This is a genomic window from Desulfomicrobium apsheronum, from assembly GCF_900114115.1.
GTDB lineage: Bacteria > Desulfobacterota > Desulfovibrionia > Desulfovibrionales > Desulfomicrobiaceae > Desulfomicrobium > Desulfomicrobium apsheronum.
Genome location: NZ_FORX01000017.1, coordinates 15,898 through 30,007, shown reverse-complemented (window position 1 = coordinate 30,007; position 14,110 = coordinate 15,898). Strand labels below are relative to the sequence as shown.

General features: G+C 59.4%; 13 protein-coding genes. 2 read left to right on the top strand and 11 right to left on the bottom strand.

The window, feature by feature from the left end:
* Window positions 1-150: 150 nt before the first annotated feature.
* On the bottom strand, window positions 151-690 hold the full coding sequence (locus tag BMZ40_RS14485; RefSeq protein WP_092377300.1) for a bacterioferritin: 540 nt from the start codon (window positions 688-690) through the stop codon (window positions 151-153).
* Window positions 691-869: 179 nt separating this feature from the next.
* Here BMZ40_RS14485 and BMZ40_RS14480 point away from each other — a divergent pair, with 179 nt between their 5' ends.
* A complete protein-coding gene (locus tag BMZ40_RS14480) occupies window positions 870-1,748 on the top strand; it encodes a DMT family transporter (RefSeq protein ID WP_092377296.1) in 879 nt (292 codons plus the stop codon).
* 75 nt (window positions 1,749-1,823) lie between these two features.
* On the opposite strand, the gene BMZ40_RS14475 is transcribed toward BMZ40_RS14480, so the two are convergent.
* Complete coding sequence (locus BMZ40_RS14475; RefSeq protein WP_092377292.1) at window positions 1,824-3,956, bottom strand: Tex family protein; 2,133 nt, start codon at window positions 3,954-3,956, stop codon at window positions 1,824-1,826.
* 156 nt (window positions 3,957-4,112) lie between these two features.
* On the opposite strand from BMZ40_RS14475, the gene BMZ40_RS14470 reads away from it, so the two are divergent.
* On the top strand, window positions 4,113-4,757 hold the full coding sequence (locus BMZ40_RS14470; RefSeq protein ID WP_092377290.1) for a flavodoxin family protein: 645 nt from the start codon (window positions 4,113-4,115) through the stop codon (window positions 4,755-4,757).
* Between the two features lie 48 nt (window positions 4,758-4,805).
* On the opposite strand, the gene BMZ40_RS14465 is transcribed toward BMZ40_RS14470, so the two are convergent.
* The 9 genes from BMZ40_RS14465 to dsrB all read right to left on the bottom strand — a co-directional run bounded on the left by BMZ40_RS14465 (window position 4,806) and on the right by dsrB (window position 14,109).
* A complete protein-coding gene (locus BMZ40_RS14465) occupies window positions 4,806-5,837 on the bottom strand; it encodes a DUF1786 domain-containing protein (protein ID WP_092377287.1) in 1,032 nt (343 codons plus the stop codon).
* 181 nt (window positions 5,838-6,018) lie between these two features.
* Entirely contained in the window at window positions 6,019-8,613 is a 2,595-nt protein-coding gene (gene clpB, locus BMZ40_RS14460) for an ATP-dependent chaperone ClpB (protein WP_092377284.1), read from the bottom strand.
* A 25-nt stretch (window positions 8,614-8,638) separates the two neighbouring features.
* On the bottom strand, window positions 8,639-8,953 hold the full coding sequence (locus tag BMZ40_RS14455; RefSeq protein ID WP_092377281.1) for a chaperone modulator CbpM: 315 nt from the start codon (window positions 8,951-8,953) through the stop codon (window positions 8,639-8,641).
* Window positions 8,954-8,962: 9 nt separating this feature from the next.
* Window positions 8,963-9,919, bottom strand: coding sequence for a DnaJ C-terminal domain-containing protein (locus BMZ40_RS14450; protein WP_092377278.1), 957 nt, complete (start codon window positions 9,917-9,919; stop codon window positions 8,963-8,965).
* An 81-nt stretch (window positions 9,920-10,000) separates the two neighbouring features.
* Complete coding sequence (locus BMZ40_RS14445; protein WP_092377275.1) at window positions 10,001-10,627, bottom strand: YkgJ family cysteine cluster protein; 627 nt, start codon at window positions 10,625-10,627, stop codon at window positions 10,001-10,003.
* Window positions 10,628-10,798: 171 nt separating this feature from the next.
* Window positions 10,799-11,146, bottom strand: a complete 348-nt coding sequence (locus tag BMZ40_RS14440) for a DVU0772 family protein (RefSeq protein WP_092377272.1) — start codon at window positions 11,144-11,146, stop codon at window positions 10,799-10,801.
* A 62-nt stretch (window positions 11,147-11,208) separates the two neighbouring features.
* Complete coding sequence (locus BMZ40_RS14435) at window positions 11,209-12,633, bottom strand: cobyrinic acid a,c-diamide synthase CobB (RefSeq protein ID WP_092377269.1); 1,425 nt, start codon at window positions 12,631-12,633, stop codon at window positions 11,209-11,211.
* A gap of 9 nt (window positions 12,634-12,642) precedes the next feature.
* Entirely contained in the window at window positions 12,643-12,879 is a 237-nt protein-coding gene (locus tag BMZ40_RS14430; RefSeq protein WP_092377266.1) for a dissimilatory sulfite reductase D family protein, read from the bottom strand.
* Window positions 12,880-12,948: 69 nt separating this feature from the next.
* Entirely contained in the window at window positions 12,949-14,109 is a 1,161-nt protein-coding gene (gene dsrB / locus BMZ40_RS14425; protein WP_092377263.1) for a dissimilatory-type sulfite reductase subunit beta, read from the bottom strand.
* Between the last annotated feature and the right edge of the window lies 1 nt (window position 14,110).

Sequence of the window (14,110 nt, the reverse complement as noted above, 5' to 3'; positions counted from 1 at the left end):
TAAACCATTCCCGGTCAAGCATCGGCTTCGCATGCCGAAGGGGACAAGCACGCCCCGGTACCAGGGTTTGAAGGCTCACCCGAGCCTTGAAAACAAAAAGGCGCACGGGCATCACGCTCGTACGCCTGACGGCTTTCGGGCCGGGAAGAATCAGTTGCCGCCGCTGATCAAGAAACCCTTGGTAGAAGGGCCGGTGGAAGCGGAGGTTCCCGCGATCTTGGAGAGATAGGTATCTCCGAGGGTATCGATATGCGTGCCCACATTCTCGAAATAGTTCATGTGGGCCTGCTCCTCTTCGATGATGGTCTCGAAAAGCTTGGCGCTGATGGTGTCGCCGTTGTCACGGCAAACCAGCAGGAACTGGCTGTAGATATCGATGGTGTCGTCTTCGAGAACCGCGTCGTAGGGGTAGATGCTCCGCACATCCTGGGCCTTTTTCAGTTCGCCTTCATAGGAAGTGGTCGGCTCGCCGCCCAGTTCCTTGATGCGCTCGGCGAACATCTCGGCATGGCGCATTTCGTCGATGGCGATGAGCTTCATCTTGGCGGCCAGTTCGCCGTAATCCATGCTGTCCAGGCCATAATGCTGGTTCATGTACTGGGTGATGGCAAAAAGCTCCATGGCGCGGGCCTGGTTCAAGGCGTCAATGACGTGCGCCCTGCGTTCTTCTCTGGCAAGTCTTGCGGTCATGTTTTTCTCCTGGAATATTCATGGTTCATTGATTCAACAAAGAATGCACTGACTCTAGCAAAGACAGGGGGCGCGGGGCAAGTCATTTCAAAACCGATTTCGACCTTTCGCCCCTTGAAGCTCCGCCACTTCGAGCGTAAGCAGCTTTTTTTTACATCTTGCGACAATCAGGAATCTGCATGCTCGTCTACGCAAAACTCGTCGGCTCCGTCTTCTTCTGGGGCGCCACCTGGATCTCCGGGCGCGTCCTGGCCCAGGACATGGGACCGTTTTCCGCCGCCCTGCTTCGCTTCGTGACCGCCTCGATTTTTCTTTTCCTGTGGTCCTGGCACGCAGGCCACGGCTTCCCGCGTTTGCCCAAAAAGGAAATCCTGCCCGTCGCCTTTCTCGGCCTGACCGGCATCTTCCTCTACAACGCCTTCTTCTTCACCGGCCTGCAGACCGTGCCCGCCGGTCGGGCAGCGCTGATCATCGCTTCCGTGCCCGTGGTCATCGGGGTCATGTCGGCCCTGTTTCTGGGAGACAAACTCACCACCGCGAAAATCCTGGGCACCCTGCTATCCTTGAGCGGGGCAGCCATCGTCCTCTCCGGCGGAAATCCCCTGGACCTTTTTCACGGCGGACTCTCGCGCGGGGATCTCATGATCCTCGGCTGCGTGGGCGCCTGGACCGCCTATTCCCTGGCCGGCAGCAGGGTCATGCGCAGGCTCGACCCGCTCCTGACAGTGACCTGGTCCTGCCTGCTGGGTACCCTCATGCTCATCGGCCCCGCCCTTGCCCACGGCCTGCTGGCGGACATCGGCCGGGCAGGGCTGGTGGACTGGGGCAACATCCTCTTTCTGGGCGTCATCGCGACAGGCGTGGCCTTCACCTGGTACTATGCCGGAATCAAGGCCATCGGCCCGGCCAGGGCCGGGATCTTCATCAACCTGGTCCCGGTCTTCGCCATCACCATGGGCTACGTCATCCTGGACGAACCCGTGACCTCGTCCCTCATCACGGGCGGCGCCATGGTCATTTCCGGGGTGTGGCTGACCAACCGGCCTTCTTCTTCCTGAAGGTTTTTTTATAGGTCGTATAGGTCCCATGGGTTGTATATGGCCCAGGGATCTATTTTCTCCAATTCAAAAAACCTATTGCCCCGTACGCATGGACAGCCCTATGCGCCTGCGCTTCGCATCCACCTCCAGTACCGTGACCCGCACCTGCTGTCCGGCACGGACCACTTCGCCCGGATCGCTCACGTAGCGATCGGCCAAGTTGCTGATGTGCACCAGCCCGTCCTGATGCACGCCCACATCCACGAAGGCTCCGAAGCGGGTCACGTTGGTGACGATGCCCGGCACGGTCATGCCCGGGTGCAGGTCCGATATGTCATGCACGTCGGCGAAGCGGAAAACCTGGAACGCCGAACGGGGATCGCGGCCAGGCTTTTCGAGCTCCGCCATGATGTCCCTCAGGGTTGGCAAACCCACCTCGTCGTCCACATATCTGCCAGGCTCGATGCCCTTGCGCACGCCTTCATCCCTGAGCAAATCCTCCACGCCGCAACCCGCGTCCTTGGCCATGCGCCCCACCAACGCGTAGCGCTCCGGGTGGATGGCACTTCCGTCCAACGGGTTTTTGCCGCCCACGATGCGCAAGAAACCTGCACACTGCTCGAAAGCCTTGGGTCCCAGCCGCTTGACCTTGAGAATGCCCTTGCGGTCTTTGAATGGACCGTTCTCCCGGCGATGCTCGACGATGTTCGTCGCCAGTACAGGCCCAAGGCCCGATACATGAGCCAACAACTCGGGACTGGCCGTGTTCACGTCCACGCCGACCTGATTGACGCAAGACACGACCACGTCGCCCAGGCTCTTCTTCAGGGCCGTCTGATCGACGTCGTGCTGATATTGGCCCACGCCGATGGACTTGGGGTCGATCTTGACCAGCTCGGCCAGCGGGTCCATGAGCCTGCGCCCGATGGACACCGCACCGCGATAGGTCAGATCCAGATCCGGAAACTCCCGGCGCGCTATTTCGGACGCGGAATAGACCGAGGCCCCGGCTTCGTTGACCAGAATCACATCCACATCGACGGGCAAACCCAGACCGCGCACGAAGGTCTCGGTCTCGCGCCCGCCCGTGCCGTTGCCAACAGCAATGGCCTGCACGCGGTGGCTCTTGACCAGCGCGGTAATGACCCGTCCAGCCTCTTCGGCCTGCCCCTTGCCTCCGACGGGAAAAATCGTCTGCCAGTGCAGCAGATTGCCCTGCTCATCCAGACAGACGAGCTTGGCGCCGGTACGCAGGCCGGGGTCCAGGGCCAGAATCCGGCGCGGGCCGAGCGGCGGGGCCAAAAGCAGCTCTCGCAGATTGGCCGCGAAAACGCCGATGGCTTCGGCATCGGCCTTGGCCCGAAGCTCGCCCCAAAGCTCGGTTTCCAGTGACGGAGCCAGCAAACGGGAATACCCGTCGGCCACGGCCTCCTGTACCACCGCGTGACAAGGGCCCTTCGGGAAGGGAAAGAGATTGGCCAGACCGGTCAGGGCCTTATCCTGATCGGGACGCAGGGAGAGGGAGAGAATCTTTTCGCGCTCGCCGCGCAGCATGGCCAGAATACGATGCCCCGCCGCCGTGCGGGCGGTTTCGCGCCAGTCGAAATAGTCTCGATACTTCTCGCCCGCCTCGTCCTTGCCCTTGCGCACGGTGGAGGCAATAACGCCCCCCGCCGCAAAAAGCCTGCGCATGCCCTCGCGGCAGCGGCGATCCTCGCTCATGATTTCGGCGATGATATCCTGCGCGCCAGCCAGCGCGCTCTGCACGTCCGGCACGTCCTGTTCCGGGTTGACGAACCCGGACGCGGCGGCTTCCGGCACCACTTTTCCGGCCAGAATAGCCTGCGCCAGAGGCTCAAGGCCCCTCTCCTTGGCCATGGTCGCCCGGGTGCGCTTCTTGGGTCGGTACGGCAGATAGATGTCTTCGAGTTCGGCCAGCGTGACAGACTTCCGGACGGCCTGCCCCAGGGCGTCGGTCAAAAGCCCCCGTTCGGTCAGGCTGCCGAGGATGGCCTCACGGCGCTTGTCCAGCTCGCGGCCGCTTTCGAGCGCGTCACGCACGTGCTGGATGGCGACCTCATCAAGCCCGCCGGTGCGCTCCTTACGATAGCGTGCGATGAAAGGCACCGTCCCGCCCTCGTCCAGAAGCGCGACCACGCTCTCGACCTGACCCTTCGGAATGGCGCATGCAGCGCTTATGCGTTGATATATGTCCGTCTGCGGCATGTGTTTCTCCCTTAGGTTTGGTGGCGAAAAATACGCCTTCATCGCGGCGAAGGCCAGGCGCCTCCTTCATCGACAGAAAAAACTTCCCGGTGTACCCGAAGCCAGACGACGGCACGGACATCCGGTACCCGAAACCCTTTACCAGGAGGCCTGACCATGAACGCACGGGAACACCTCATCAGCAAAGGCACCGACCTCAAACCGCCGCAAGCCAGGATACTGGGCATCGGCGGGAGCCCCAGAAAGGGCGGAAACTCCGACACCCTGCTCAGGTCCATGATTGACGGAGCCCGCAAGCACAAGGTCGAGACCCATGGCATACACCTGCGCGACGTGAGTTTTCAGGGTTGCGTCGGCTGCGAAAAGTGCCGGAAGGACAAAATCTGCACCGGCCTCACGGACGGCATGTCCTTCCTGTACCCGGACATCCTCGAATCACGCGGTCTCATCCTGGTCTCACCCACCCACAATTACAACATCACGGCCTGGATGAAAGCCTTCATCGACCGCCTGTACTGCTTCTACAATTTCAATCGGGAATGCCCCCGGGGCTGGTCCAGCCGCTTGGCCGGTCAGGGCCGCAAGGCCGTCATCGGGGCCATCTGCGAACAGGTTGACGAAAGGGACATGGGCTTCACAGTCGACGCCATGCGCCTGCCGCTGGAAGCGCTGGGATACGAAGTCATCGGCGTGCTGCCCGTGTTCAGGGTGTTCGAGAAAGGCAAGGTCAAGGAAGACGGCGAGGCGCTCATCCGGGCCGAACAGCTCGGGTCGAATCTGGCCGACGCGCTCTTGCGCTGAAGGCCCGTGCCCGTCAAAGGGCCGACCTTACGGGCCAGAACGACCGGATTACCGGCCCGCCTCCCGCCATCCTTTCAAGAGCCCGAAGCATCCGGCCAGCATCATATCGCCGCCCGGAGCCAGGAATTCCACTTTGGCGTCGGCCAGCAGGGCGCGCCGGGGGCCCAGAACGACGATGCGCCGAAAACCATCGGGCAGATCCGCAACGGTCACGCAGCCATGGCCTCCGTCATCGAAAACTTCCTGGTTATCAAGCTCCCCACGCCTAAACCGCGCCAGATGATCCAGGAGCTTGGTCTCGTCCAGATGTCCGGTGTGGTGTTCATAAACGCCCAGGACTTGGCGCCCGAGCACAAGAAAGGCGATGGTGTGGCTGTTGCCGACATTGAGCACGAGCACGCCGTCCGTGGCGGCCGTGCGCTCGACGCCGGGATCGAAGAGGGCCCCGAGCAGGGCCGCTGAACCCGTATCGGCCACCATGCCCACTCCGATGGAGCGGCGCAGGCACTGCAGGCGGGTCATCTCTTCCGGCGGATCCGCGTAAAGGAGGCGGGACAGATCGCCGCCATCCTCGTTCATGAAACGCTCCCAGTACGCGAAGCGCGAAATGCGGTTGCTCTTGCCGGGATGGAAGCCGTGGTCCTGCACGCAGGCCAGGACGAGATCGGGCTGGGGCAGGCCGGCGTGCTGCAACAGACCGCGCCAGAAACCGGGATCGAAATCCGTCAGGAGCACCTGGGATGCCGTGAGCGGCGGGACCGAAGTGATGTCGATGCCGTGCCCGCGCACCTGATCCAGATCGTCTCCCAGAGCCAGCGCCGCCTCCGGATGCGCGAAGACCTTGAGCCCGGCGTCCTGATGGGCCTTGACCGCCCGCCAGAATCCGCCGCCCATGTTCTGGCCATGAAGATAGATATCCCGGCCGAGCGCGGTCAGTTCCCGGATGCGGGCCGCCACGTTCCGGGCAGGCGAAGGCAGGATGAACTTGGGGCAGTTTTCCAGTTCCAGGCCCTCCTGGTACAACAGAACGTCCTGGGTGCCGCTGCCGATGTCGAGAATGAGACAGGTCTTGGCTGTCATGCCGGTGCTCCTTGAAATATGCGTCTGCGTTCGTGAACCAAAGCAGGACGAGTTAATCCGTTTCGGGCTCGAGGTCCAGAAATGAAGCCGCGCCTTGCGTCCGCATTGTTCCTGAAGTCAAAAAAAAGACCGGCCCCGGCATGGTCTGCCGAAGCCGGCCGATCGGATCCGATCGCGGTATCTAGAGTTCAAAGCCAAGGGTGCCGTCCATTTCATCCACCACCACTTTCTGCCCGTCGTGCAGGCGTCCGCCGATGATCTCCCGGGCCAGCGGCGTTTCCAGATGGTGTTGCAGGTATCTGAGCAGCGGCCGCGCGCCATAGACCGGGTCATAGGCCTCGCGGGCGATGAATTCCTTGGCCCTTTCGGTCAGCTCAAGGGTGATCTTGCGCTCATCCAGGCGCGTCTGCAGGTTGTCCAGAAGCAATTCAATGATGCGCTTGATCTGTTCGATGAGAAGTGGCTTGAAGAGCACGATCTCGTCCACCCGGTTCAGGAACTCAGGGCGGAAATGCCCGCGCAGCACCCCCATCACTCCTTCACGCACGCCCTCGCGCAGTTCCCCGGTTTCGCTGATTCCATCCAGAAGCATGGGCGAGCCGATGTTCGAGGTCATGATGATGATCGTGTTCTTGAAGTCCACGGTTCGGCCGTGACTGTCGGTCAGGCGGCCATCGTCGAGGATCTGCAGAAGCACGTTGAAGACGTCGGGATGCGCCTTCTCGATCTCGTCGAAAAGCACCACGCTGTATGGCTTGCGCCGCACGGCCTCGGTCAGCTGGCCGCCCTCGTCGTAGCCGATGTAGCCGGGAGGGGCCCCGATGAGCCGGGCCACGGTGTGCTTTTCCATGTATTCGCTCATGTCGAGGCGCACCATGTTCTCTTCGGTATCAAAAAGGCTTTTTGCCAGGGTCTTGCACAGCTCGGTCTTGCCCACGCCCGTGGGACCCAGGAACATGAAGGAGCCGATGGGACGCCGCGGATTCTTGAGACCCGCCCGGGCGCGCAGCACGGCGTCGGCCACGGCCTGCACGGCCTCGTCCTGGCCGATGACCCGCTCGTGGAGAATATCCCCAAGTTTCAAAAGCTTCTCGCGCTCTCCCTCAACCAGCTTGACCACGGGGATCCCGGTCCACTTGGAGATGATGGCCGCGATGTCGTCAGGGCCGACTTCTTCGCGCAGGAGGCGCTGTTCACCGTCGTTTCCGCCCGAGAGCGCCTCAAGCTTGCGCTCGAGTTCGATGAGGCGGCTGTATTTGAGTTCCGCCGCTTTGTTCAGGTCGTATTCGCGCTCGGCCTTGGCGATGGCCTCCTTGGTCGCCTCCAGATCCTTCTTGAGCTGGCTGATTTCGTCGATGCCGCTCTTTTCCCGTTCCCATTGCGCCTTGAGCCCCGTCTGGCTTTCCTTGAGCTCGGCCAGTTCCTTTTCCAGACGCTCCAGCCGTTCACGCGACGCAGCGTCGGTTTCGCGGCGCAAGGCTTCGCGCTCGATCTCCAGCTGCATGGTCTTGCGGTTGATCTCGTCGAGTTCCGTGGGCAAGGAGTCGATCTCCGTGCGGATCATGGCCGCAGCCTCGTCGATGAGGTCAATGGCCTTGTCGGGGAGCTGCCGGTCCGAGATGTAGCGGCTGGACAGGGTCACGGCGGTGACCAGGGCCGAATCGGAGATGCGCACCCCGTGATGGACCTCGAAGCGCTCCCGCAGGCCGCGCAGGATTGAGATGGCGTCCTCGACGCTTGGTTCTTCCACCAGCACGGGCTGGAAGCGGCGTTCCAGAGCCGGGTCCTTCTCGATGTATTTGCGGTATTCGTCGAGAGTGGTCGCGCCGATGCAGTGCAGCTCGCCGCGCGCCAGCATGGGCTTCAAAAGATTGCCCGCATCCATGGCGCCTTCCGTCTTGCCCGCGCCGACAATGGTGTGCAGCTCGTCGATGAAGAGGATGACGCGCCCTTCGGACTTCTGTACCTCCTTCAAAACGGCCTTGAGCCGCTCCTCGAATTCGCCGCGATACTTGGCCCCGGCGATGAGCGCGCCCATGTCGAGGGCGAAGACGGTCTTGTCCTTGAGCCCCTCGGGCACGTCCTTGTTCAGGATGCGCTGGGCCAGGCCCTCGACGATGGCCGTCTTGCCGACACCGGCCTCGCCGATCATGACCGGGTTGTTCTTGGTGCGGCGGGACAGAATGCGAATGCAGCGCCGAATCTCGGAATCGCGACCAATGACGGGGTCAAGTCTGCCCTTGCGAGCGTCATCGACCAAATCGCGGCCGTATTTCTTGAGCGCGTCGTAGGTCTCCTCGGGGTTGTCCGATGTGACCCGCTGATTGCCGCGCACCTCTGCCAGCACGGCCAGAATCTTGTCCTTGGTCAGTCCGAACTGGCGCAGTACCACGGCGCTGGGTCCCGTTCCGGGTTTCTCCAGAATGGCCAGCAAGACGTGCTCCACGCTGACGTATTCGTCCTGCATCTTTTTGGCCAAGTCCTGGGCCGCGAGCATGACCTCGTTCATGCGCTGGGTGACGTATATCTGTCCGGGCTGGGCTCCGGGGCCGCTGACACGCGGCATCTTGCCCAGTTCCTGGTCCAGGGCGGCAGTCAGGGCACGTACATCGTATCCGGCCCTTTCCAAAAGGCGCGGGACCAGTCCATTCTCCTGATCGACCAGGGCGCGGAACAGATGATCCGCATCAACCTGCTGATGCCCCAGACGAATGGCCACGGCCTGGGCCTCGGCCACTGCCTGCTGTGATTTTTGCGTGAATTTGCCAAGATCCATAAGAATCCTCCTTATATCCGCGCAGTCAAATCCGGTTCGACAGACCGCGCAATCGCTCTTCCAAATGATCGATGCGTTCCAGCAGGTCGACAATGATGACGCCCGCCACAGGGCTCAGCTCGAAATCGGCGCACAGCCGCCTGTACTTTCGACCACGCAGCACATCCATGCGCACAAACAGAAATTCCTGCTGGGCCGTTGTGGATGGCACTATCCACTCCATGCGTACAAGTTCCAAAAGTGTGGCTTCGGTAAGGCCGGTCAGTTCCAGAAACTCCCTGGTGCCGATGCGCTCGGAAGTTGCCGGAAGCCCATGTTCGTGAATCTGCACAAGTGTCATTCCCTGCTCCTACCTGGCCTGAAATGTGGATATTGCGGACAGTTCGTCCCAGAGTTCGCGTTCCCGATCCGTCAATGTCTTGGGGGACCGGATGACTATGCGCACGAACTGGTCTCCCTGACTCGCGCCCTTGCCCAGCCCCTTGCCGGCCAAACGCAACTTCTGACCGCTGCTCAGGCCCGCCGGAATGTTCATGTCCACGGGGCCGTCCAGGGTCGGGATGCGTACCGAGCAGCCAAGCACGGCCTCCCAGGGCGCCAGACGCAGATCATAGATCACGTTCACGCCTTCGAGACGAAACAGGGGATGCTCGGCTATGGAGACTTGCAACAACAGGTCGCCTGCCGGGCCGCCGCCGGAACCCGGCGACCCCTGGCCGGAGAGGCGGATCTTGGCGCCATCCTTCACACCCGCCGGGATATTGACCTCCAGGGTCTTGGACTGCAGGTGCGGCATGCCGTCGGCACCGCGAACCTGCTCCTGCAGGGTGATGGTCTTGGGACCGCCGCGATAGGCTTCTTCCATGCTCAGGGTCAGGCGCACCTCAGCGTCGCGGCCCTTGCTGCGCATGGAGCGCCCGAAAGGATCGCCGCCAAAGCGACTCCCAAAGCCCCCGGACTGGCCAAAACCTCCGGCCTGACCAAAAATCGTTTCAAAAAAATCGCTGAAGCCCTCTCCGCCGAATCCGCCGGAGCGGAACTGGAAATTCTCATACCCCGGAGGCGGCTGAAAATTCTGCCCCTCCTTCCAGTTTGGTCCAAGCGAATCGTAAAGCTTGCGCTTTTCCGGATCCTTCAAGACTTCGTAGGCTTCGTTGATTTCCTTGAACTTGCCTTCGGCTGCGGGATCGCTGGGGTTCAAGTCGGGATGATATTTTCGGGCAAGCTTCTTGAAAGCCTTGCTTATCTCTTCCTGGCTTGCACCCTTGGCCACTCCGAGCAGATTGTAATAATCTTTATATTCCAAAGCTGTACCACTCCTTATGCTCGTAATGTACGCGAATAGATAATACCCGGCCCAATCAAGTCAACAATTTGACACAAAATTTCAGACTTGATCATAACGCGAAAATTCAGGGTTCAACGGTAAAAGCGCAAGCCAAAGAGGGCGTCCGAAATACGCCCATAAATCCTCATCCTTGGCCCCCACCTTTTCGGCAAGAACCCGCCGGAAATGGATCTCCCGTCTGATCAGGTCGTCCAGCTCGGAACAGATGGCGCCCGCGCAATCTTGTTCGGCCTTGGCCAGGCCAAGAGCCTCGGTCACGGAAAAACTGTTTTCATGTTCTTCGATGCAGGTCCAAAGCCCCGATCCCTTTTGAACGATGTCTTCGCGGGTCAAAGTCGGCTCGGCCATGGCCTTGTGAATCGCATCGGTGTCGGCACAAAAAAGAGACCTGCATTCAAGAGGCCTATGGCCGTACACCGAGCACGACTTTTCCCGGGGCAGGAAATACACGCACTCCCAGCCCGCGCCTTTCCCGCGAATCTTCATCAATTCCAAAGGCAAAGGCTGCAAGGACTGTGTCCGTGGATCAAAAGCCAATTCCCCTCGCCTCAGGCATACGACATCCTTCATGGGAATGTGCTCAAGCAATCCCTTATCCGCCTCGTGCAGAGCGGGCCCGCCCTTTTCACAACATGTTCCGCATCGCCGACATGTACTCAACGTCATTTTTTCTCCACGGTCTTAAGATCAGCTCAACACCCAGCAAACCAGTCTCACAGCTCCCATCGTCGTCTGCTTCATTCTGATAGCCCCATGACCAAAACAGTCAATGCCCCGGAAAAGCGAAAAGCCGGACTTGCCGGCTTTTCGAGGATATTTGCGAGATGGCTTCAGTAGCTAGTTGTAGAGTTCACTCTCAAGCCACTGCTTCACATCAGCGTTGACGGGATAAATGCCCTTGTGGTTGTACACGCCCTTCATGAACTTGTCGGCCAGTTTCTCGGGAAGCGGCAACACGGCCAGTTCGTCGGCTCCATCGGAGTTGCGGTACAAAAGGGTTACTATCGGCTTTTCATCCCAAGTATTCACGACAAAGTAGTGAGAATGATCTTCCTTTCCCTTGACCGCGTACTGGTAGCCACCACGATAACCGTTGTTTCCCCATTCCAGATAAATGGCGACCGCATCTTCAGGGGTCATTTCCCAATCGATTATCAGGTCCTTGAAAGCTCTTAACTGTCCCATAATTCACCTCCGTTTCTCTTGAGATGGATTATTAATAACAATTACTAGAAACGTCAAGAGGACTATTTCAGTCTGATATCAGGACACGCTCGTCCGGCGTTGCGGCAATCCCTGTAAATCCTGGCGGCTGAAACGAAATTCCCGGCCCAGAGCGGATTCCCAAGGGCGTGCATGTGCGTATAGCCCGCCAGGCAATTTCGATGCAAAACGCCATCGTGCCCCTTGGCCATGCCCTGTCCGAGTTCAATCTGAAAAACAAAGGATTCTATGCCACTGGTGTCCACGCAGCGGGAATAATGAAATTCATGTCCGGTCAGCCGGGCTTGGAGCGGATAGAACGGATTTGGAGAGGCTATGAGAGCGCTCGTGTACCCGTGCCCCTGCGGCTTTTTGAAAACCTTGGTGTCCAGGGGAAAAACATCAGCCATGGGGTAGGAGACACCCTCGTACTGGAGCTCTCGACTCAAGTACATCAGTCCGCCGCATTCGGCATAAAGCGGCATGCCGCCAAGGACATGCTCTCTGACTGACTTTCGCATGGAAGTGTTTTGAGTCAAACCCTCCGCCAAAGTTTCGGGAAACCCACCCCCCATGTAAACGGCATCAACGGCGGGAATCTCGTGGTCTGCCAGAAGACTGAATTCAACCAATTCGGCTCCGGCATGGCGCAGGGCATCGAAATTTTCCTGGTAATAGAACCATAGCGCGGCATCGCGGGCGACACCGATGCGCACAGGAGCGAGCGTTCGAGACGTTGAATAAAGCGGAGCCAGATCCATCTCGACGGCAGGAGCCTGGCGGGCGATATTCAGGCAGGCTTCAAGGTCGGCATGAGTGCGCAAAAAGGCGGCAAGCTCTGAAAAAGGATCCCGGCTGTATTCGGCATCGGAGATGAGTCCCATGTGCCGTTCAGGGATGGGATTGTCAGGAAGCTTCGGCAGAACGCCAAGTACCTGCACATCGGTATACTTCTCGATGGATTGCCGCAGGATCTTTTGATGCCTGCCGCCAGCGGTCCGGTTCAGGATCACGCCCCGGATATCCACTTCGGGGTCGAACATGGTCAGGCCAAGAATGATGGCGGCCATGGTCCGCGTCACCTTGGTGCAATCGGCTACGATAATGACAGGACATTTGAGGGATTTGGCGAGTTCAGCGGATGAACAGGACCCGAGCACATCCTTGCCGTCGTAAAGTCCCCGGTTGCCTTCAAGCAAGGCCAGGTCAAAGCTTTGCGCCCTGGACCAAAAAAGGTTCCGAAGCACTTCGGAAGACAATAAAAAAGGATCCAGATTGCTTGTGATGCTCCGACTGGCTAATCCTAGCCACTTGGCATCAATATAATCTGGACCCTTCTTGAAGGCCTGAACTGTCAGACCTTGCTCTGTGAAGGCGCGAGCCAGCCCCAAGCTGACGATAGTCTTGCCGGAACCGCCACCAAGGCCGGCAACAAGTATCCGAGGACACGTCAGTGAAGAGGCAGGCATCAGGAAATCTTAATCTTCGCCTTCTGTGTGTGCCTGCTTTCCAGCGCCAGGAACACCGTACATGGTGGTGCTGCCGCTGGACCAGTATTCAAGAACACCTTCAGACACAAGCTGGTTGATTACTTTTTTGGCTTCGCGCATCTTCATATCGGGAAAAAGAGCGGCCAAGTCATTGAAGTAAAACTTCGATTTCTGCTTGGACTTGGACTGGATGTACTCCAACACGATCTCTTTAGGATCTGCCATGCTCGCCTCTCTTATGGTTTAGGGCCGACTTGCGTCGGCCCTATAGGTTGTCGGTTCTCAGCGACCAGTTTAGAACTTGAAGTTCGTGGTCTGGCGCCAAGTGTAGTACGCAGGATCACGGAAGTCATCAATCATGTGCTCGGAGAAATCCAGTCCGCACTTCTCGAAGAAACGCTCCCAACCAATGCGCTCAGCCCAGTCACCAACACGCTCGTACTTGCGGGCGTCGGCAGCATAGGCTTCGACGATCTGGCGGATGGTCTTGGCCAGTTTGGGCCAGCGAGGCGGTTCGTTGGGAATGAAGGCCACGACGACCTTGGAGAACTTGGGATTGCTGATGCGGTTGGAAACCTTGCCGCCGGCCATGATGACCAGGCCGTCACCAGTCTGGTCGGACAGGGGCAGAGACGGACACATGGTGTAGCAGTTACCGCAGAACATGCAGCGCTCGTTCTTGATGGCAACGGTGTTCACGGTCTTGGTCTCACCGGCTTCAGTGACGATTTCCTTCTTGGTCGGACGGATGGCGCCTACGGGGCAGGCGGCAACGGCCAACGGAATTTCGCACAGGTTGTCCAGCCACTCGTGGTCGATGACCGGAGGCTTGCGGTGATAACCAAGGATTGCGATGTCGGAGCAGTGTACGGCGCCGCACATGTTCAGACAGCAAGCCATGGAGATGCGGACCTGGGCAGGCATGCGCATCTGGCCGAACTCTTCGAAGAGTTCATCCAGAACGACCTTGACCGTACCGGAAGCGTCCGTTGCAGGGGTGTGGCAGTGGACCCAACCCTGGGTATGAACGATGTTGGTGATGCCGGCGCCGGTGCCGCCAACGGGGAACTTGAAGCTGCCACCGTCGAACTTCTGGGCGTTCAAGTATTCTTTGAGCTTCTTGGCTTCATCAAGAGTGGTAACCATGAACTCAATGTTGTTACGAGTGGTGAAGCGCAGATGCCCACCGCAGAACTTGTCGGCGATTTCGCAGATTTCGCGAATGTGGCCGATGGACATCAGACGAGCGCCGCCGCAACGAACAGTGTAGACTTCGTCGCCGCTCTCGGCCTTGTGCATCAGGATGCCGGGTTCACAGATTTCGTGCCACAGCCACTGCCCTTTGTTCTTGGCAATGACCGGAGGAAAGAAGTCGGAAGCATGGCGGGGGCCGATGTCCGAAATCCTGTTTTCCATTGGTTTTTCGGGATTGTATCCGGAAGAAACAAAAGCCATT

Coding starts and splice junctions, on each gene's coding strand:
- BMZ40_RS14485 (WP_092377300.1), bottom strand. CDS start 690: ATGACCGCAAGACTTGCCAGAGAAGAACGCAGGGCGCACGTCATTGAC.
- BMZ40_RS14480 (WP_092377296.1), top strand. CDS start 870: ATGCTCGTCTACGCAAAACTCGTCGGCTCCGTCTTCTTCTGGGGCGCC.
- BMZ40_RS14475 (WP_092377292.1), bottom strand. CDS start 3,956: ATGCCGCAGACGGACATATATCAACGCATAAGCGCTGCATGCGCCATT.
- BMZ40_RS14470 (WP_092377290.1), top strand. CDS start 4,113: ATGAACGCACGGGAACACCTCATCAGCAAAGGCACCGACCTCAAACCG.
- BMZ40_RS14465 (WP_092377287.1), bottom strand. CDS start 5,837: ATGACAGCCAAGACCTGTCTCATTCTCGACATCGGCAGCGGCACCCAG.
- clpB (WP_092377284.1), bottom strand. CDS start 8,613: ATGGATCTTGGCAAATTCACGCAAAAATCACAGCAGGCAGTGGCCGAG.
- BMZ40_RS14455 (WP_092377281.1), bottom strand. CDS start 8,953: ATGACACTTGTGCAGATTCACGAACATGGGCTTCCGGCAACTTCCGAG.
- BMZ40_RS14445 (WP_092377275.1), bottom strand. CDS start 10,627: ATGACGTTGAGTACATGTCGGCGATGCGGAACATGTTGTGAAAAGGGC.
- BMZ40_RS14440 (WP_092377272.1), bottom strand. CDS start 11,146: ATGGGACAGTTAAGAGCTTTCAAGGACCTGATAATCGATTGGGAAATG.
- BMZ40_RS14435 (WP_092377269.1), bottom strand. CDS start 12,633: ATGCCTGCCTCTTCACTGACGTGTCCTCGGATACTTGTTGCCGGCCTT.
- BMZ40_RS14430 (WP_092377266.1), bottom strand. CDS start 12,879: ATGGCAGATCCTAAAGAGATCGTGTTGGAGTACATCCAGTCCAAGTCC.
- dsrB (WP_092377263.1), bottom strand. CDS start 14,109: ATGGCTTTTGTTTCTTCCGGATACAATCCCGAAAAACCAATGGAAAAC.